Origin of the sequence: Rhodoferax sp., from assembly GCF_030646845.1 — a bacterium.
In the GTDB taxonomy this organism is placed as follows: domain Bacteria; phylum Pseudomonadota; class Gammaproteobacteria; order Burkholderiales; family Burkholderiaceae_C; genus Rhodoferax.
Map to the genome: position 1 here is coordinate 1 of NZ_JAUSLE010000026.1, position 16,157 is coordinate 16,157.

General features: G+C 63.3%; 17 protein-coding genes. 11 read left to right on the forward strand and 6 right to left on the reverse strand.

Translation table 11 applies throughout. The features are described 5' to 3' along the window. On the forward strand, positions 1-183 hold a 183-nt coding region (gene rpmB, locus Q7T10_RS06770; protein WP_304747069.1), incomplete at its 5' end, for a 50S ribosomal protein L28. 11 nt (positions 184-194) lie between these two features. Then, positions 195-365, forward strand: coding sequence for a 50S ribosomal protein L33 (gene rpmG / locus Q7T10_RS06775; RefSeq protein WP_011465453.1), 171 nt, complete (start codon positions 195-197; stop codon positions 363-365). Between the two features lie 111 nt (positions 366-476). Here the strand turns inward: rpmG and Q7T10_RS06780 are convergent, their stop codons facing one another. Both Q7T10_RS06780 and Q7T10_RS06785 read right to left on the reverse strand, forming a co-directional pair. Continuing rightward, positions 477-1,691: a fatty acid desaturase gene (locus tag Q7T10_RS06780; RefSeq protein ID WP_304747074.1), complete on the reverse strand. Its 1,215-nt coding sequence runs from the start codon at positions 1,689-1,691 to the stop codon at positions 477-479. A 156-nt stretch (positions 1,692-1,847) separates the two neighbouring features. Beyond that, positions 1,848-3,119, reverse strand: a complete 1,272-nt coding sequence (locus tag Q7T10_RS06785; RefSeq protein WP_304747075.1) for an RsmB/NOP family class I SAM-dependent RNA methyltransferase — start codon at positions 3,117-3,119, stop codon at positions 1,848-1,850. Between the two features lie 16 nt (positions 3,120-3,135). Here Q7T10_RS06785 and Q7T10_RS06790 point away from each other — a divergent pair, with 16 nt between their 5' ends. After that, positions 3,136-3,375, forward strand: a complete 240-nt coding sequence (locus tag Q7T10_RS06790) for a DUF1653 domain-containing protein (protein WP_304747076.1) — start codon at positions 3,136-3,138, stop codon at positions 3,373-3,375. A gap of 4 nt (positions 3,376-3,379) precedes the next feature. Here the strand turns inward: Q7T10_RS06790 and Q7T10_RS06795 are convergent, their stop codons facing one another. After that, on the reverse strand, positions 3,380-4,453 hold the full coding sequence (locus tag Q7T10_RS06795; RefSeq protein WP_304747077.1) for an ATP-binding protein: 1,074 nt from the start codon (positions 4,451-4,453) through the stop codon (positions 3,380-3,382). Beyond that, positions 4,441-5,181 carry a response regulator gene (locus Q7T10_RS06800; RefSeq protein WP_304747078.1) on the reverse strand — a complete coding sequence of 247 codons (741 nt, stop codon included), beginning with the start codon at positions 5,179-5,181 and terminating at the stop codon, positions 4,441-4,443. The genes Q7T10_RS06795 and Q7T10_RS06800 overlap by 13 nt, the downstream gene beginning before the upstream one ends. A 273-nt stretch (positions 5,182-5,454) precedes the next feature. Between Q7T10_RS06800 and xopAW the strand changes: the two genes are divergently transcribed. The 5 genes from xopAW to Q7T10_RS06825 all read left to right on the forward strand — a co-directional run bounded on the left by xopAW (position 5,455) and on the right by Q7T10_RS06825 (position 11,411). After that, positions 5,455-6,408 carry an EF-hand domain-containing protein gene (xopAW, locus tag Q7T10_RS06805; protein WP_304747080.1) on the forward strand — a complete coding sequence of 318 codons (954 nt, stop codon included), beginning with the start codon at positions 5,455-5,457 and terminating at the stop codon, positions 6,406-6,408. A 252-nt stretch (positions 6,409-6,660) separates the two neighbouring features. Further along, positions 6,661-8,067 carry an efflux transporter outer membrane subunit gene (locus tag Q7T10_RS06810; RefSeq protein ID WP_304747081.1) on the forward strand — a complete coding sequence of 469 codons (1,407 nt, stop codon included), beginning with the start codon at positions 6,661-6,663 and terminating at the stop codon, positions 8,065-8,067. A gap of 37 nt (positions 8,068-8,104) precedes the next feature. Then, positions 8,105-9,445 (forward strand): efflux RND transporter periplasmic adaptor subunit, encoded by a 1,341-nt coding sequence (locus Q7T10_RS06815; protein WP_304747083.1) that lies wholly within the window; start codon positions 8,105-8,107, stop codon positions 9,443-9,445. Then, complete coding sequence (locus Q7T10_RS06820) at positions 9,442-10,203, forward strand: ABC transporter ATP-binding protein (protein WP_304747084.1); 762 nt, start codon at positions 9,442-9,444, stop codon at positions 10,201-10,203. The genes Q7T10_RS06815 and Q7T10_RS06820 overlap by 4 nt, the downstream gene beginning before the upstream one ends. Next, entirely contained in the window at positions 10,203-11,411 is a 1,209-nt protein-coding gene (locus tag Q7T10_RS06825; RefSeq protein WP_304747086.1) for an ABC transporter permease, read from the forward strand. Before Q7T10_RS06820 ends, Q7T10_RS06825 begins: the two co-directional genes overlap by 1 nt. Before the next feature lie 47 nt (positions 11,412-11,458). Here Q7T10_RS06825 and purN read toward each other — a convergent pair whose 3' ends face one another. Beyond that, positions 11,459-12,052 (reverse strand): phosphoribosylglycinamide formyltransferase, encoded by a 594-nt coding sequence (purN, locus tag Q7T10_RS06830; protein ID WP_304747088.1) that lies wholly within the window; start codon positions 12,050-12,052, stop codon positions 11,459-11,461. Positions 12,053-12,065: 13 nt separating this feature from the next. On the opposite strand from purN, the gene Q7T10_RS06835 reads away from it, so the two are divergent. The 3 genes from Q7T10_RS06835 to Q7T10_RS06845 are packed head-to-tail and all read left to right on the forward strand — an operon-like array spanning position 12,066 to position 15,161. Continuing rightward, positions 12,066-12,776 carry a YceH family protein gene (locus tag Q7T10_RS06835; RefSeq protein ID WP_304747090.1) on the forward strand — a complete coding sequence of 237 codons (711 nt, stop codon included), beginning with the start codon at positions 12,066-12,068 and terminating at the stop codon, positions 12,774-12,776. A gap of 50 nt (positions 12,777-12,826) precedes the next feature. Further along, complete coding sequence (locus Q7T10_RS06840) at positions 12,827-14,032, forward strand: acyl-CoA dehydrogenase family protein (protein WP_304747091.1); 1,206 nt, start codon at positions 12,827-12,829, stop codon at positions 14,030-14,032. A gap of 13 nt (positions 14,033-14,045) precedes the next feature. Continuing rightward, positions 14,046-15,161: an acyl-CoA dehydrogenase family protein gene (locus tag Q7T10_RS06845; protein WP_304747093.1), complete on the forward strand. Its 1,116-nt coding sequence runs from the start codon at positions 14,046-14,048 to the stop codon at positions 15,159-15,161. 33 nt (positions 15,162-15,194) lie between these two features. Here the strand turns inward: Q7T10_RS06845 and Q7T10_RS06850 are convergent, their stop codons facing one another. Next, positions 15,195-16,094 (reverse strand): DNA ligase, encoded by a 900-nt coding sequence (locus Q7T10_RS06850; RefSeq protein ID WP_304747095.1) that lies wholly within the window; start codon positions 16,092-16,094, stop codon positions 15,195-15,197. Positions 16,095-16,157 lie beyond the last annotated feature (63 nt).

Sequence of the window (16,157 nt, forward strand, 5' to 3'; positions counted from 1 at the left end):
GTTTCCCACGCCAACAACAAAACCAAGCGCCGGTTCCTGCCGAACCTGCAATACCGTCGTTTCTGGGTCGAGACCGAGTACCGCTGGATCCGTTTGCGCATTTCCAACGCAGGTCTGCGTTTGATTGACAAAAACGGTATCGATGTTGTGCTCCCAGATCTGCGCGCACGTGGCCAGGCATAAGGAGCAGCACCATGGCAACCAAAGGCGGACGCGAAAAAATCAAGCTGGAATCTACAGCTGGCACTGGTCACTTCTACACGACCAGCAAGAACAAGAAAACCATGCCCGAGAAGATGCTGATCAAGAAATTTGATCCCAAAGCTCGCAAGCACGTGGATTACAAGGAAATGAAACTGAAGTAATTCAGTCTTCCCTGCAAAAAGAAAGCCCGCATAATGCGGGCTTTCTTTTTGGCGGATACCCCCTGCAGCGCAGGGATGAGAGGGGGGTCGGACAATGCGCCCGACAGCCGGTCAGGACTGCGCTGCCCGCAGCCGCAACGAAAACTCCTGCAAGGCCCGAATGCCGCTGGCCTCCGCCCGGTGGCACCAAGCCTGCAGATCGGCAGCCAGTTGCTCACGGGTGTGCGACCGGTTGAGCCACAACTGGCGCAACTCTTCGCGCATGACCACCATCTTGTCCAGCACCGGCGATGCGGCACGCGCCAGGACCAGTTGCGAAACGGCGGCAGCGGGCACTTTCTCGGCATCCCGGTGCATCCAGCGCCGGGCGGCCTGGATGACGGCTGCATCCGCGCTGCGTGCCTTCATGGACTGGAGTTCATCATTGAACGCGCGACGCATGTCTTTGGCGTAACCGGCCATGATTTCATAACGATTGGAGATCAGCGCTTCCAGGGTCTTCTCGTCAGCCACCGGACGCACATCACCCAAAGCCAGTTTCGGCGGCGTCTTTTTAACCGTGGCCAGGCCAACCCGCTGCATCAGACTGATGTACATCCAGCCAATGTCAAATTCGTACGGCTTAACGGACAGTTTGGCTGACGTGGGATAGGTGTGGTGGTTGTTGTGCAGCTCTTCGCCTGCAATGATGATGCCCCATGGCGAAATATTGGTGCTGTGGTCCGGCGCTTCAAAGTTCCGATAGCCCCAATAGTGCGCCGCACCATTGATGATGCCGGCCGCCATGACGGGGGTCCACGCCATCTGCACCGCCCACACGGCCAGGCCCGCCGCGCCAAACAATGCCAGATCAATGACCAGCATCAGGGCCACACCCGCCCAGGAGAAGCGGCTGTACAGATTGCTCTCCAGCCAGTCATTGGGTGTGCCGTGGCCATAACGCAGTGTGGTTTCCTTGTTTGCGGCTTCGGCCCGGTACAGCTCGTAGCCCTGCAACAAGACGGTTCTGATGCCATGCACATGCGGACTGTGCGGGTCTTCCGCCTGTTCGCACTTGGCGTGGTGCTTGCGGTGAATGGCGGTCCATTCCTTGGTGACCTGGCCGGTGGTCAGCCAAAGCCAGAACCGGAAGAAATGCGAGGCAACGGGATGGAGATCCAGGGCGCGGTGCGCCTGATGCCGATGCAAAAACACCGTCACGCTCACCATGGTCACGTGGGTCAATGCCAGGGTGAACAATACGATTTGCCACCAGGCCAGATCCCAAAAACCATTGGCCAACCAGTCAACCACTGCGTTCAACGCAGCCCCATCAGATAACAGCATATTCGGAAATGTCTCTCAACGATGTATTAATAATTATCAAGCGTGGCCTGCGCCAAACCTGTTAGCGCTTGATCTTAAAGCCTTCTGCCCCGAGAGGGGTGTCTGACGACAGATGCGGCCAAAGGCGTCGAATACCAGCTGGATCCAGCCGGTCACTCAACTCTTCTCCCAAACAGCGGCAAAAAATCCATCCGTCTGATGGCGGTGCGGCCACAGACGCAGGTAGCGTTGCCCATTTTCGCCACCGCTGCACAACCCGGCAGCACCTTCAACCTTCAAACCGGACAGGATTTCGCCCGCATCCCGTGGGGTAAATTCCTTGTTCGCTTCGGTAAACGCCTGCGCAATGGCCTCGTTCTCCTGAATCATCATGCTGCAAGTGGCATACACCAACCGGCCACCGGGCTTGAGCAGGCGCGCCGCGCTTTGCAGGATGGCGGTCTGCGTGACAGCCATCTGCTCCACCAGCGCCAGGGTTTGCCGCCACTTCAGGTCAGGGTTGCGCCGCAGCGTACCCAGGCCCGAACAGGGCGCATCCACCAGCACACGGTCGATCTTGCCCGACAGACGCTTGATGCGATCGTCGCGTTCATGGGCGATGGCCGCCGGATGCACATTGGACAAACCACTGCGGGCCAGACGGGGCTTGAGTGCATCCAGCCGATGGGCCGAGGTATCAAAGGCGTACAGGCGACCGGTGCTGCGCATGCCGGCGCCAATGGCCAATGTCTTGCCGCCCGCGCCCGCGCAAAAATCCACCACCATCTCGCCGCGCTTGGCGTCAAGCAGCATGACGAGCAATTGCGAGCCTTCGTCCTGCACTTCAAAAGCCCCGCGGGTAAACGCATCGAGCTTGTTCAGGGTCGGCTTGCCGGCAATGCGCAGGCCCCAGGGTGAAAACGGTGTGGGCACGGCCTTGATGCCGGCCTGGGCCAGCTCTTTTTGCACGTCCGCGCGCTTCGCGTTGAGGGCATTGACACGCAAATCCAGTCCGGCGCCCTGGTTAAGGCTGTCTGCCAGCTGCCAGAATTCATCGCCCAGCTGGTCTTTGAGCGGCTGGACCAACCACTCGGGCAGGTTGTGGCGATGGCGTTCCATCAGATCGGCCACGTTGATTTTTTCGCACTGGTCTAGCCAGTTTTTTTCCTGGTCAGTCAAGGCACTGCGCAAAAAGTCGCCGGGACCGTAAAACCCCAGAATCGCCAGGCGTCGCTCTTTGGGTCCGCTGCCGGAAGGCGCGAAGTGGTCAAACAGCAGTTTCTTGCGAAGAACGGTGTAAACCGTCCCCGACAAGGTGGCACGCTCGCGCGGCCCCAGACCGCGGTTGTCGCGGAAGAACTTCGACACGATCGCGTCGGTGGGATGGTCGAATTTGAGAGTGAGGCGGACGAGTTCAGAACAGACGTCAAGCAGGGCTTTTGGATGCATAACCTACGATTGTCCCATGTATAACGAAATACTGCCCCCTCTGACCGAGACCCGCAAGGGCCAATACCGCCATTACAAGGGCCTGCGCTACGAAGTCATCGCCACGGTGCGCCACAGCGAGACACTGGAGCCGATGACGCTTTACCGCGCGTTGTACGGCGAACACGGGCTGTGGGTGCGCCCCGCCGCCATGTTCAACGAGGAGGTGGTGATTGACGGGGTACGGCAGCCCCGCTTCACGTGGATTTCGGAATGACGCTTCAATGAACCGCAGGCTGGCGGGGCAAAGTCACCGTGACCACCAAACCGGAAAGCTCCCCATTGCGCAAACGCAACTGGCCCTGGTGCCGGCGAACGATGTCATGGGCAATGGACAGCCCCAGGCCCACACCGCCGCTGTTGCGGTTGCGGGAGGCCTCCACCCGGTAAAACGGAGCCAGCACCCGATCCAGCTCCTCATCCGGGATGCCGACGCCGTCATCGCATACTTCAATGCAAACGTGATTGGGGTAATCCGTCAGGCTGATGCGGGCCACGCCACCATAGCGCACGGCATTCTCCACCAGGTTATCGATGCAGCGACGAAGGGACGAGGCCTGTGCCTTGATTGGCGCCGCGAAACCCGTCATACCGACATCATGCCCACATGCTTGCTGGTCATCGGCCAGGCTGACCAGCAGGGACGTCACATCCAACAGCACAAAGGGCTCCGGGTCGGCCGCACCGCGCAAATAGTCAAGCGTCGCGGTGATCATGGCATTCATCTCGACGATGTCCTGCCTAAAATTCTGTTTTTGAACTGCATCTGTCAAACCCTCTGCACGCAGCGCCAGGCGCGTCAGAGGTGTACGCAGATCGTGCGACACCGCTGCCACAAACCGGTCACGTTCATCCAGCTGCTGGCAGATCTGGGCCTGCATCTGATTGAAGACACGGGTCGCTGCACGGCACTCTTCGGTGCCGTCTTCCGCCAGTGGTGGCCGATGGATATCGAGTCCGATTTCGCGTGCCGCACTGGCCAGGCGCTTGATGGGCTGCGACAGCCAGCGCGCACCAATCCATGCCGCCAGCATCAGGGCGGAGAGCCGAACACCAATATCCAGCAGCAACCCGGGATGCAACAGTGGCGGTGGGCCGGGAGGGGAATGGCCGGGGCCGGGGCCGAATCCAGGCCCCAGACCAGGACCGGAGCCCGGCATGGGACGCAATTCAAACATGAGTGTCAACGCCAGCACGTGGCTGGCCAGCACAGCCACAAACAACAACAGTGCCAGCCGACCGAACAAGGTGACGGGCAGGAGCCGAACCGCGTAGCGCGAAATCAATTGCGCCATGCGGCCCCGCCTTGTACCGACTGGACGTTGAACATGTAGCCCGCGCCCCGAACCGTCTTGATCATCCTGGGCTCTCGCGGATCATCCGCCAGCTTTTGGCGCAGGCGCGACACCAGCAAATCAATGCTGCGCTCGAACGAATCCATGGCCCGCCCGCGCGCCTGCTCCATGAGCTGGTCACGGCTGAACAGACGGCGCGGCATTTGCAGGAAGGTGGACAGCAGTCGGAATTCGGCATTGGACAAGGCCACCACCAGGCCGGCTGGCGAGGTGAGGCATCGGTCTTCGCGGTGCAACTCCCAACCATCAAAGCGGATCACGTCGCTGCGAATGTAAGGAGAAGCCCCGTCATGCGTGGCGCCCGCGCGACGCAATACGGTCTGAATGCGGGCCACCAGCTCGCGCGGTTCAAAGGGCTTGCTCATGTAGTCATCGGCGCCGGACTCCAGCCCGAGCACACGGTCATAGGGATTGGAGCGGGCTGTCAGCATGATGATCGGAATGTGCGAGCGCTGACGCACATCGCGCGCCAGCACCAGGCCGTCCTCGCCCGGCAACATCAGGTCCAGCACCACCAGATCAATGCTGCGCGCGGCCAGCTGTTCGCGCATGGCAACGCCATCACCGGCCACATGGGCTTCGAAACCGAAACGGGCAAGGTACTCGCGCAACAGAGCGGTGATGCCCTCGTCGTCGTCAACGATCAGGATCTGCGAACGGGGCTGCATGGTGGGCTCATTTGAGCGCAAAGTGTAGACAAGGCGCAGCGAGCTCGAAAGCATAAACAGCCGGGTCAATCACCCTCTGTTCACGAGTTAGACCCGCTCTTCGTATCAGCTTTGGTACAAAGCCGACAAACGCGGTTTACGGGAGCCCCCAACAATGGTCTAGCCACCACTCGTCTCATTCGCGAGGCTGGCTTTTCACTTAACCATGAATCAGAAGGAGAGACTATGAGCACCATCAGCGGGGTCAGCAGCGCATGAGATGCCTGGGCCAACATGAAAGCGCAACGAAGTCAGATGCAGGCCAAAATGTTCACCAAGGTCGACACCGACAGCAGTGGCGGCGTTGACAAAACGGAATTGCAGAGCCTGCTCGACGACGTGACCAAGAAAACTGGCGTCACCAACAGTAGCAACACCAACGAGCTGTTCAGCAAGATGGACAGCAACAGCGACGGCAGCCTGTCCAGTGACGAGTTGGGCGAGGGCATGCAAAGCATCATGCCGCCACCGCCCTCCACCATGGATTTCGCCAAAGTGCGCAGCGACAGCAGCAGCACCAGTGGCGAGGACGACCTGTTCGGAAAAGTCGACACCGACGGCAATGGCTCAGTGAGCAAGGAAGAAATGCAAAGCCTCATGAAGCTGATGGACAAGCTGGCATCCGACAGCGGCTCGGACAGTTCCTCGTCTTCCAGCAGCACCTCATCCACCAGCAGCAGCGACATGTTCAGCAAGCTCGACACCGACAGTGACGGCAGCCTCAGCAAAGCGGAGTTCGAGGGCGGGCGTCCTCAAGGCGGCAATGGGCCCCAGGGCGCCGGTGGTATGCCGCCACCCCCTCCCCCCGGTGGCGCGGGCAGCAGCAGCAGTGCCAGCAGCACCACGTATGACCCGCTGGACACCAACGAGAACGGCGTCGTGTCGGTCCAGGAACGCCTGGCCGGCAGCTCGTCTACCGATCCGCTCCAGGCCCTGTTCAAGGCAATTGACACCAACAGCGACAGCAAGATCAACGCCAGCGAGTCTGATGCCTTCATCAAGCAGCTGACCTCGCAGGTTGAAGCCATGGCCCAATCCGCGCAAAACACGGACACCAGCGCCAGCACCGGCTCGCAGTCGAAACAGGACAGCTTCGACCTGGCGCAGTTGGCGCGGCGCGCTTATGACCAGATCGCCAGCGGTCTGGCGCTGCAAGCCAAGGGCTCCACGCTCAGCGCGGTGGCCTGAGCGATCAAGACCTGCACCGTGCGGTGCCTTGAGCCCGTCAGTAGACGAACCGCACGGGCCAGCAGCACTATTTCTCCGGGTAAAGCGCCAATAGGCCGCCAGTCCGTAGGACAACGGCTGGATTTACATGTCTTCACAGAAGCGAAACAGTGCGCGCGTACGATTCCTGCACAATGGAAAACCCAACCGCGCCACAAGCTGCAAGAATTGATGATTTCACACAAAAAAAAATCTCGACGACTCTGCCGGAGCATGCGCCGCGCCCTGCCCATTGCCGTGGCACTGGCGGTCGCTCTGAGCGCCTGCTCTTCCTGGTCACCCAGGGCCGCAGGCGAGTCTGACATCGTGGTACCCGCCACCTGGTCCACGGCGGCGGCCTCCTCGGGCTCGGTAACCGCGACATCCCTGGCCCAGTGGTGGCAGAGGTTCAATGATCCGCTGTTGAGCACACTGGTGACGCAGGCTTTGCAGGCCAACACCACGGTCCGCTCGGCGCAGGCAGCGCTGCAGCAATCGCGCGCCCTGCGTGACGTCAAGTCTGGCAACCTGCTACCTGGGGTAGGCGCCTCGGCCTCAGCCCAGCGCAGCAAATCCGGCAGCAACGACGCCGGCAACCGTTTTCAGGCCGGCTTCGACGCCAGCTGGGAGCCCGATGTGTTTGGTGGCCAGCGCAGCGCCCTGAACGCGACCGAGGCCGATGCCAGCGCGGCCGAGGCGAATCTTGCCGATGTGCAGGTGTCGATCGCGGCCGAAGTCGCGGTGACCTACATCGAACTGCGGGGTTTGCAGGCGCGCCTGGCCATTGCCCGCAACAACCTGGCCAGCCAGACCGAAACACAGCAGATTACCGACTGGCGTGCCCAGGCCGGTCTGGCATCCTCGCTCGACCTGGAGCAGGCGCGTGCCGCCAGCGCCCAGACCAGCGCGCAAATTCCTGCACTGGAAACCAGTGCCGCGCAGGCGCAGAACAGTCTGGCGGTGCTGACAGGCCAGGCGCCCGGCGCGCTGAAGAGCACGCTGACCACCGCCAGCGCCTTGCCACAGGCTCCCAGCGATCTCGCGCTCAGCATTCCAGCGGAAACCCTGCGCCAGCGCCCGGACCTGCGCGCGGCGGAACATCGCATCAGCGCCGCCCTGGCGCGCGTGGCGCAGGCCGACGCCGCGCGCTATCCGGGCTTTCAAATCAGCGGCTCCCTGGGCCTGAGCGCCCTGACACTGGGCTCGCTCACCGCGGCCGGGGCCGTGGCGAATGCCTTGCTGGCCAGCGTCTCGGTGCCCTTGTTTGACGGCGGCGCCGCCCGGGCGCAAGTGCGCGCCCAGGAAGCGGCGCTGGAGCAGACCCGCGTGAGTTATCAGGCGACGGTGCTCACGGCCCTCCAGGATGTGGAAGATGCGCTGGTGGCCCTGCAGGGCGACCGCGAGCGGCTGGCCCGACTGGAGGTCGCTGCCGACGCTGCTGCCAATGCCGAGCTGCTGGCGCGCCAGCGCTACAGCAGCGGCCTGATCGACTTTCGCTCGGTGCTGGAAACGCAGCGCACCCTGCTGTCCACCCAGGACAGCGTCGAGAGCACACGTGCCAGCGTGAGCGCAGACCATGTGCGCCTGTACAAGGCACTGGGCGGCGGCTGGACTCCCGCTTCTGATCCCGCCACCCGCTGAACTGCACGCCCATCCCACCGATTCGCCAGACACCCCCATGAATACACCGAACACTTCCACGCCGCCAGCCACCGCCACCAGCCCTTCTGGCACTGACGTCCAGACCCTGCTGGGTGATGAGCAGCCGCGCGCGCTGTGGTGGCAGCGTCCTGCCATGTGGCTTGCCGTCGCCGCCGTCATCGCTCTGGCCGTCGGCCTGTACGTCTGGCAAGCCCGCAAAAACACCAGCGCCACCCCCACCTATGTGACCGAAGCGGTCAGCCGCGGCAACCTCACGCTCAACGTCCTGGCCAACGGCACTTTGCAGCCCACGCGCGCAGTGAACATCGGCAGCGAACTGTCGGGCACGGTCAAGCAGGTTTTGGTGGACGTGAACGACCGCGTGAAAAAAGGCCAGGTGCTGGTCGAGCTGGACACCGCCAAACTGTCCGACCAAGTGCTGCGTTCGCGCGCCTCACTGGCGGCCGTGCAGGCCCAGCTGGCGCAGGGCACGGCCACGCTGAAGGAAGCCCAGGCGACGCTCGCCCGCTATGAAGAAGTGGCGCGCCTGTCAGGCGGCAAAGTCCCCTCGGCCGCCGAGCTCGACAGTGCGCGCGCCACGCTGGCCCGCGCCGTGGCCAGCGAGGACAGTGCACGCGCCAATGTGGCCGAGGCCCGGGCTGCCCTGTCCACCGACGAGACCAACCTGTCCAAGGCCTCGATCCGCTCCTCCATCGACGGCGTGGTGTTGACGCGCTCCGTCGACCCCGGCAACGCAGTGGCCGCCTCGCTGCAAGCGGTAACGCTGTTTTCCATCGCCGAGGACCTGAAGCAGCTGCGGCTGGAAGTGAGCGTGGACGAGGCCGATGTCGGCACCGTGCAGGTCGGCCAGAAGGCCAGCTTCACCGTCAGCGCCTACCCGGCACGCCGCTACCCGGCCAAGATCACACGCGTCGCCTACGGCTCCACCAAGACCGACAACGTGATCACCTACACCACCAATCTCGATGTGGACAACTCCGACCTGAGCCTGCGCCCCGGCATGACGGCAGCGGCCACCATCACCTCGACCGAGCGTACCGGCGTGCTGCTGGTGCCCAACACCGCCCTGCGCTTCTCGCCCACGCAGGCCGCCGGCAGCACCGCGGCTGCGGAATCCAGCGGCAGCCTGGTGTCCAAGCTCATGCCGCGCATGCCGCGCTCCGGCGCGCGCAAAGCCGGCACCGACGGTGCCACCGCTGCGGCCCGGCAGGTCTGGGTGCTGAAGGAGGGCCAGGCGGTGGCCGTCACGGTCACGACCGGCATCAGCGACGGCCGCATGACCGAAGTCAGCAGTCCCGACCTGAAGGAAGGCATGGCCGTCATCACCGACCAGCGCGCCGCCGGAGCGGCGCCATGAGCGAGCCCCTGATCCGCCTGCGCGGCGTCACCAAGGTCTATGGCGAGGGGGCCACAGCCCTGCAGGCACTCAAAGGCGTCGATCTGGACGTCCAGGCTGGCGACTTCGTGGCCATCATGGGCCCGAGCGGCTCGGGCAAATCCACCGCCATGAACGTATTGGGATGTCTGGACACCCCGACCGCCGGTGGCTACATGTTCCAGGGTGTGCATGTAGAGTCCCTCACGCGCGACCAGCGCGCACGCCTGCGCCGGCGCTATTTCGGCTTTGTGTTCCAGGGTTTCAACCTGCTGGCGCGCACCTCGGCCCAGGAAAACGTGGAGTTGCCCCTGCTGTACCGCGGCGAACCGACGGCGGCACGCCATGCGGCGGCGGCCAGGGCGCTGGCCTCCGTGGGGTTGACCGGCTGGGAACACCACACGCCGGCCGAGCTCTCGGGCGGGCAGCAGCAGCGCGTGGCAATTGCCCGCGCCATCGTCACTGAGCCGGCCGTGCTGCTGGCCGACGAGCCCACCGGCAACCTGGACACCCAGCGCAGCCGCGAGATCATGGAGCTGTTGTGGGGCCTGAACGTGGACCATGGCATCACCGTGCTGATGGTCACCCATGAAGCCGACATGGCTGCCTACGCCCGGCGCATCGTGCGCTTTGTCGATGGCGTGGTCGCCAATGACACGCTCAATCCGCACCCGGCCGGTCTGCACGAAGCGCCAGCGCTTGCCCCGTCCATGACCCCGCCAGCCACCGAGGTCCACTGATGCTGTTCAACACCCTGCTGCTCGCGCTGCGCTCGATCCGGCGCAACCTGCTGCGCTCCTTTCTGACGATTCTGGGCATCGTGATTGGCGTGAGCGCCGTCATCACCATGGTCACCCTGGGCAACGGCGCCACCATGGCCGTGCAGAACCAGATTTCCGGCCTGGGCACCAACCTGCTGCAGGTGCGTCCCGGCCAGCGCATGGGTCCGGGCACCGGTGGCGCCAGCGCGCCGGCCTTCAAGGAGCTGGACGCCGAGGCCATCGCCACCCAGATTGGCGGCATCGCCGCCGTGGCGCCCGAGGCGCGCACCGGCAGCACCGTGGTGGCCAACGGCCGCAACTGGACCAGCAGCATCATCGGCAGCACCAACGCCTGGCTGGTCACCGGCAACTGGAAGCTGGGGCACGGCCGCGAGTTCTCCGACGATGAACTGCGCGCCGGCGCGGCCGTGTGCCTGATTGGCGAAACGGTGCGGCGTGAACTCTTCGGCGCGCGTGATGCGGTGGGCGGGCAGCTGCGCGTCAAGCAAATCTCCTGCGAGGTGGTGGGCGTGCTGGCCTCCAAGGGTCAGGGCGCCTTCGGCAACGACCAGGACGACGTGGTGCTGGTGCCCATCAAGACACTGCAGCGCCGTATCACGGGCAATACCCGCGTCAACACCCTGCTGGTCTCCATGATGGACGGCAGTGACGCTGACCGCGTCAAGGCCAGCCTGACCCAGTTACTGCGCGAGCGCCGCAAGCTGGCCAGCACCGACGAGGACAACTTCAACGTGCTCGACACCAAGCAGCTGGCCGACACCCTGTCGGGCACGACCAAGGTCATGACCATGCTGCTGGGCGCCGTGGCGGCAGTAAGCCTGCTGGTGGGCGGCATCGGCATCATGAACATCATGCTGGTGAGCGTGACCGAGCGCACGCGCGAGATCGGGCTGCGGCTGGCGATTGGCGCGCTGGAGCGCGAGGTATTGCTGCAGTTTCTGATTGAGGCCGTGGTGCTGGCGGCCATGGGCGGCATCATCGGCATTGTGCTGGCCACCGGCGCCTCGGTTCTGCTGGCCCGCCTCATGGACGTGCCGTATCTGTTCAACCCCGGCGTGAACCTGTTGTCGTTTCTGTTCTCGGCCGGCATCGGCGTGCTGTTTGGCTACTTTCCGGCGCGCCGGGCTGCCCGCATGGACCCGATTGAGGCCCTGCGCCACGAGTAGATTTATAAGAAATCGGGCTCTATCCCTCGCAGAATAAGCGCATGTAGCTATTGTTTTTGTAGCAACTCCGCAATCACCCGCGGGTAGATCAGGTGCTCCTGCGTCAACACCCGCGCCGACAGAACTTCCGCCGTATCACCCGGCAGCACCGGCACCACCGCCTGCGCCAGGATGGGCCCGTGGTCCAGATCAGCCGTCACCTGATGCACCGTGGCACCGGCAAACTTGCAGCCGGCATCCAGCGCGCGCTGCTGCGTGTGCAAGCCCGCAAAGGCCGGCAGCAGTGAGGGATGGATATTGAGCAGCCGGCCCGCGTAACGGCCGACAAAGCCGGGCGTGAGAATGCGCATGAAGCCGGCCAGCACCACCAGCACCGGCTGGCCGGGTTCGTCGTAGCGGTCAATTTCCTTGGCCAGCGCCTCATCAAACGCCTCACGCGAACCAAAGGCCTTGTGGTCCAGCACCCCGGTCGCAAGGCCTTGTTCCTGGGCGAACAGCAGCCCCTGGGCCGAGGCCTTGTTGCTGATGACCGCCGCCACGCGTGCCCCAAATTTGTCCTGCCAGCCGTCGCGCCGTGCGGTTTTTACGATGGCGGCCATGTTGGAGCCGCCGCCAGAGATCAAAATAACGATGTTTTTCATACCTGCCCGAATTATGACCTTGACCACCTCCAGCCAGCCCCTCACACCCCCCTCTTCACCGATCCTCAGCCCCGTTGAAGCGCGCGTGCTCGGCACCCTGATGGAGAAGGCCCGCACCGTGCCGGACAGCTACCCGCTGACACTCAACTCGCTGCTGCTGGGCTGCAATCAGAAGACCAGCCGCGAGCCACTGATGGAACTGGATGAAGCGCAGGTTGCGACCGCACTGGACACGCTCAAAACCGCCAACCTGGTACGGGAGAGCAGCGGTGGACGCACGACGCGCTACGAGCACAATTTCCAGCGCGGCATCGGCGTGTTCGAGCAGGCGGCTGTCTTGCTGGGGCTGTTGATGCTGCGCGGGCCGCAAACCGCGGGCGAGTTGCGGCTGAACGCCGAGCGCTGGTACAAGTTTGCCGACATCTCTTCCGTCGAGGGCTTTCTGGAAGAGCTGCTGGACCGCGCGCCAGAAAAAGGTGGCACCCTGGTGGTCAAGCTGGCCCGTGCGCCAGGCACCCGCGAGCAACGCTGGGCTCACCTGCTGTGCGGCCCGGTGTTTGAGTCGCCAACCGGCAGCGACTATTCCTCACGCCCGACTGACGGCTCATTCGGCAGCAACACTGCACAGCGCATTGAACGGCTTGAAACCGACGTGGCTCAGCTGCGCGAAACCGTACAAAAATTGTGCCAGGAGCTGGGCGTGTCACCACCTGGACAGACATAATCGAACGACCGTGCTAAAAATAGCCCAGTGACTTACTTGGAGACCCTTTTATGGATTTGGCATTTACCCCCGAAGAGCAGAAGTTTCGCGAAGAGATCCGTGCCTGGGTAGGCGAAAACCTGCCTGCCGACATCTCGAACAAGGTGCACAACGCCTTGCGACTGAGTCGTGACGACATGCAGCGCTGGGCAAAGATTCTGGGCAAGAAGGGCTGGCTTGGCCATGGCTGGCCCAAAGAATTCGGCGGACCCGGCTGGAACTCGATCCAGAAGCATCTGTTTGAGGAAGAATGCGCGCTGGCCGGCGCTCCACGTGTGGTGCCCTTCGGCCCGGTGATGGTGGCGCCTGTGATCATGGCGTTTGGCAACGCCGAGCAGCAAAAGCGTTTCCTGCCCGGCATCGCCAGCGGCGAAGTGTGGTGGAGCCAGGGCTATAGCGAGCCGGGCTCCGGCTCTGATCTGGCTTCGGTCAAGACCCGGGCCGAGCGTCAGGGCAACAAATACATCGTGAACGGCCAGAAAACCTGGACCACCCTGGGCCAGTACGGCGAATGGATTTTCTGCCTGGTGCGCACCAGCACCGAGGGCAAGCCGCAGACCGGCATCAGCTTCCTGCTAATCGACATGAAGTCGCCCGGCGTGACCGTGCGTCCGATCGTGCTGCTGGACGGCGAGCCGGAAGTCAACGAAGTCTTTTTTGACAACGTCGAGGTTCCCGTCGAGAACCTGATTGGCGAAGAAAACAAGGGCTGGACCTATGCCAAGCACCTGTTGAGCCACGAGCGCACCAACATTGCCGATGTGAACCGCGCCAAACGCGAGCTGGAGCGCCTCAAGCGCATTGCCAGGGCCGAAGGCGTTTACGAGGATGTTCGTTTCCGCGACGAGATCGCCAAGCTGGAAGTGGACGTGGTGGCACTGGAAATGATGGTGCTGCGCGTGCTGGCCGCTGAAAAATCGGGCAAGCAGTCACTGGATGTGGCGGGCCTGCTCAAGATTCGCGGCAGCGAAATCCAGCAGCGCTACACCGAACTGATGATGCTGGCGGCCGGCCCTTACGCCCTGCCGCTCATCCACGAGGCCATGGAGGCCGGCTGGCAGGGCGACCAAGCTGGTGCCGGGCTGCAAGCCTTCCCGGGTGGCGCGGTCTACTGCGCACCGCTGGCATCCACCTACTTCAACATGCGCAAGACCACGATCTACGGTGGCAGCAATGAAGTGCAACGCAATATCGTTTCCCAAGTCGTATTAGGCTAAAAGGACAAACATCATGGATTTTGATTTTTCTGACGATCAGGAACAACTGCGCGACGCCGTTCGCAAATGGGTCGACAAGGGTTACAGCTTCGAGCGCCGTAGCGCCACGGTGAAAGCCGGCGGGTTTTCCCGCGACGCCTTTGGCGAAATTGCCGAACTGGGCCTGTGCGGTCTGTACATTCCAGAAGCCCATGACGGCATGGGCATGGGCCCGGTCGAGGGCATGGTGGTGATGGAGGAACTGGGACGCGGCATGGTGCTGGAGCCTCTTAATCAGAGCCTGATCGCAGGTGCTGTGCTGGCGGGCTATGCCCCTGACGCCGTCAAATCGGCCTGGCTACCGAAAGTGGCCAGCGGCGAAGCACTGGTGGTGCTGGCTTACCAGGAGCGCGCCGCCCGCTACCGGCTCGATGTTTGTGAAGCAAAAGCGACTCCAGCCCCCACTGGATATGCCTTGACAGCTACAAAAAGCATAGTACCAACCGGTGATGTGGCCGATGCATTCATGGTCCCCGCCACGCTCAATGGCAAACTGGCCCTGTTCTTGGTCGAACGTGCGGCCGCCGGCGTCACCACCCGCGGCTATGGCACCCAGGATGGCAGCCGGGCGGCGGAACTCACGCTGGACAATGCGCCCGCCAGCCTGATCACGCTGGACGGCCTGACCGCCCTGGAGCATGCGGTGGACATCGGCATTGCCGCCACCTGCGCGGAAGCCGTGGGCGTGATGGACAAGACCATGGCCATCACCGCCGAATACCTAAACACCCGCAAACAGTTTGGCGTGGTGATCAGCAGCTTCCAGGCGTTGCGCCACCGCGCTGCCGACATGAAAATGCAGCTGGAACTGGCCCGCTCCATGAGCTATTACGCGTCGCTCAAGCTGAATGCGCCGGCGCCTGAACGTCGTGCGGCCATGGCCCGCGCCAAATACCAGCTGGGCAACTCCATGCGCTTTGTGGGGCAACAGGCAGTGCAGCTGCACGGCGGCATCGGGGTGACTGACGAGTACATCGTGAGCCATTACTTCAAGAAGCTGACCCAGATGGAAATGACCTTTGGCGACACGCTGCACCACCTGGGTGAAGTATCGAGCCGGATGCAGGACACCGCAGGCGTTTTTGCCTGAGGGCCAGTTGCCCGTCTGCGCCCTCTTCTGCCCTTACTCGGGCTGGCGCACCCGCAGAAAACTCGCAAAGCGCGGCAGCCCTGCTGGCGTGCGTTCGCGGTAACGGTAAGTGACCACTGCCCCCAGCGCGGGCGGTGACTCGCGCTGCGCATCGGTAAAACCCGTGCCGAGCGCGAATCGCTGACCGCCTGGCATTTCCAGCAACAACGCGCCCATGCGTCCGGTGTGACGGCCCTTGCCGGGCAGGTGAGCCAGAACCCGGGCCTCTTCATCCGGCAGCGGCTTGAGCTTGCGCAGGTTGTCGCTGCGGCCCGCTGACCAGACCGCATCGGCACGGTGCAGCATCAACCCTTCCCCCCCGGCACTGACGAGCTGGCGCAACTGGCGCTGCAGGGTGGCATGGTCGGCAACCTGGCGCTGCGCCAGCGGCTGCAGCCAGCGCGGCACGCCCGGCGCAGCCAACAGGCGTGCTGCCTGCTCGGTGCGTTCGGCAAAAGTGCCCGCCGCGCCCGGCAAGTCAAAGATCATGTAGCGCAATTCCCGCCACTCGGCGTCCACCGCGGTGTGGCGTCGAACGATACCGGAGAGACGGTCAAACTGGCCCCGCCCCAACCACAATTCACCGTCCAGCGGGGTGGCCGGCAAGCCGGCCTTGAACCAATCGGGGGCCGCAATGATCCGGCCACTGCGAAAGCGCAGCACTTGACCATCCCAATGCGCCCGCACCCCATCGAGCTTTTCGCTCACAAGAAAATCACGCGGATCAAGACCGGCGTGCCAGTGTTTGGCCAGCATCAGCGCGGGAGGCGACTCTGCCGGGGCCTCAACGGCGACTGTGGCGACCTCGGCGGCAAGCCCGGGCGACATGAAAAATGCACTGCCCAGAAGCAATGCCAGACAGGCTGCTGCCCGGCTGACTGACCGATGCGCCATGGCGGCCTCCCTGATGTTGAACTGGAGAATGGGGAAGAAAGGCTGATTGAGCGTCACACCGGA

Excerpts from the sequence above, each read along its gene's own strand:
- rpmG (WP_011465453.1), top strand. The coding sequence starts at position 195 with ATGGCAACCAAAGGCGGACGCGAAAAAATCAAGCTGGAATCTACAGCT.
- Q7T10_RS06780 (WP_304747074.1), bottom strand. The coding sequence starts at position 1,691 with ATGCTGTTATCTGATGGGGCTGCGTTGAACGCAGTGGTTGACTGGTTG.
- Q7T10_RS06785 (WP_304747075.1), bottom strand. The coding sequence starts at position 3,119 with ATGCATCCAAAAGCCCTGCTTGACGTCTGTTCTGAACTCGTCCGCCTC.
- Q7T10_RS06790 (WP_304747076.1), top strand. The coding sequence starts at position 3,136 with ATGTATAACGAAATACTGCCCCCTCTGACCGAGACCCGCAAGGGCCAA.
- Q7T10_RS06795 (WP_304747077.1), bottom strand. The coding sequence starts at position 4,453 with ATGGCGCAATTGATTTCGCGCTACGCGGTTCGGCTCCTGCCCGTCACC.
- Q7T10_RS06800 (WP_304747078.1), bottom strand. The coding sequence starts at position 5,181 with ATGCAGCCCCGTTCGCAGATCCTGATCGTTGACGACGACGAGGGCATC.
- xopAW (WP_304747080.1), top strand. The coding sequence starts at position 5,455 with ATGAAAGCGCAACGAAGTCAGATGCAGGCCAAAATGTTCACCAAGGTC.
- Q7T10_RS06810 (WP_304747081.1), top strand. The coding sequence starts at position 6,661 with ATGCGCCGCGCCCTGCCCATTGCCGTGGCACTGGCGGTCGCTCTGAGC.
- Q7T10_RS06815 (WP_304747083.1), top strand. The coding sequence starts at position 8,105 with ATGAATACACCGAACACTTCCACGCCGCCAGCCACCGCCACCAGCCCT.
- Q7T10_RS06820 (WP_304747084.1), top strand. The coding sequence starts at position 9,442 with ATGAGCGAGCCCCTGATCCGCCTGCGCGGCGTCACCAAGGTCTATGGC.
- Q7T10_RS06825 (WP_304747086.1), top strand. The coding sequence starts at position 10,203 with ATGCTGTTCAACACCCTGCTGCTCGCGCTGCGCTCGATCCGGCGCAAC.
- purN (WP_304747088.1), bottom strand. The coding sequence starts at position 12,052 with ATGAAAAACATCGTTATTTTGATCTCTGGCGGCGGCTCCAACATGGCC.
- Q7T10_RS06835 (WP_304747090.1), top strand. The coding sequence starts at position 12,066 with ATGACCTTGACCACCTCCAGCCAGCCCCTCACACCCCCCTCTTCACCG.
- Q7T10_RS06840 (WP_304747091.1), top strand. The coding sequence starts at position 12,827 with ATGGATTTGGCATTTACCCCCGAAGAGCAGAAGTTTCGCGAAGAGATC.
- Q7T10_RS06845 (WP_304747093.1), top strand. The coding sequence starts at position 14,046 with ATGGATTTTGATTTTTCTGACGATCAGGAACAACTGCGCGACGCCGTT.
- Q7T10_RS06850 (WP_304747095.1), bottom strand. The coding sequence starts at position 16,094 with ATGGCGCATCGGTCAGTCAGCCGGGCAGCAGCCTGTCTGGCATTGCTT.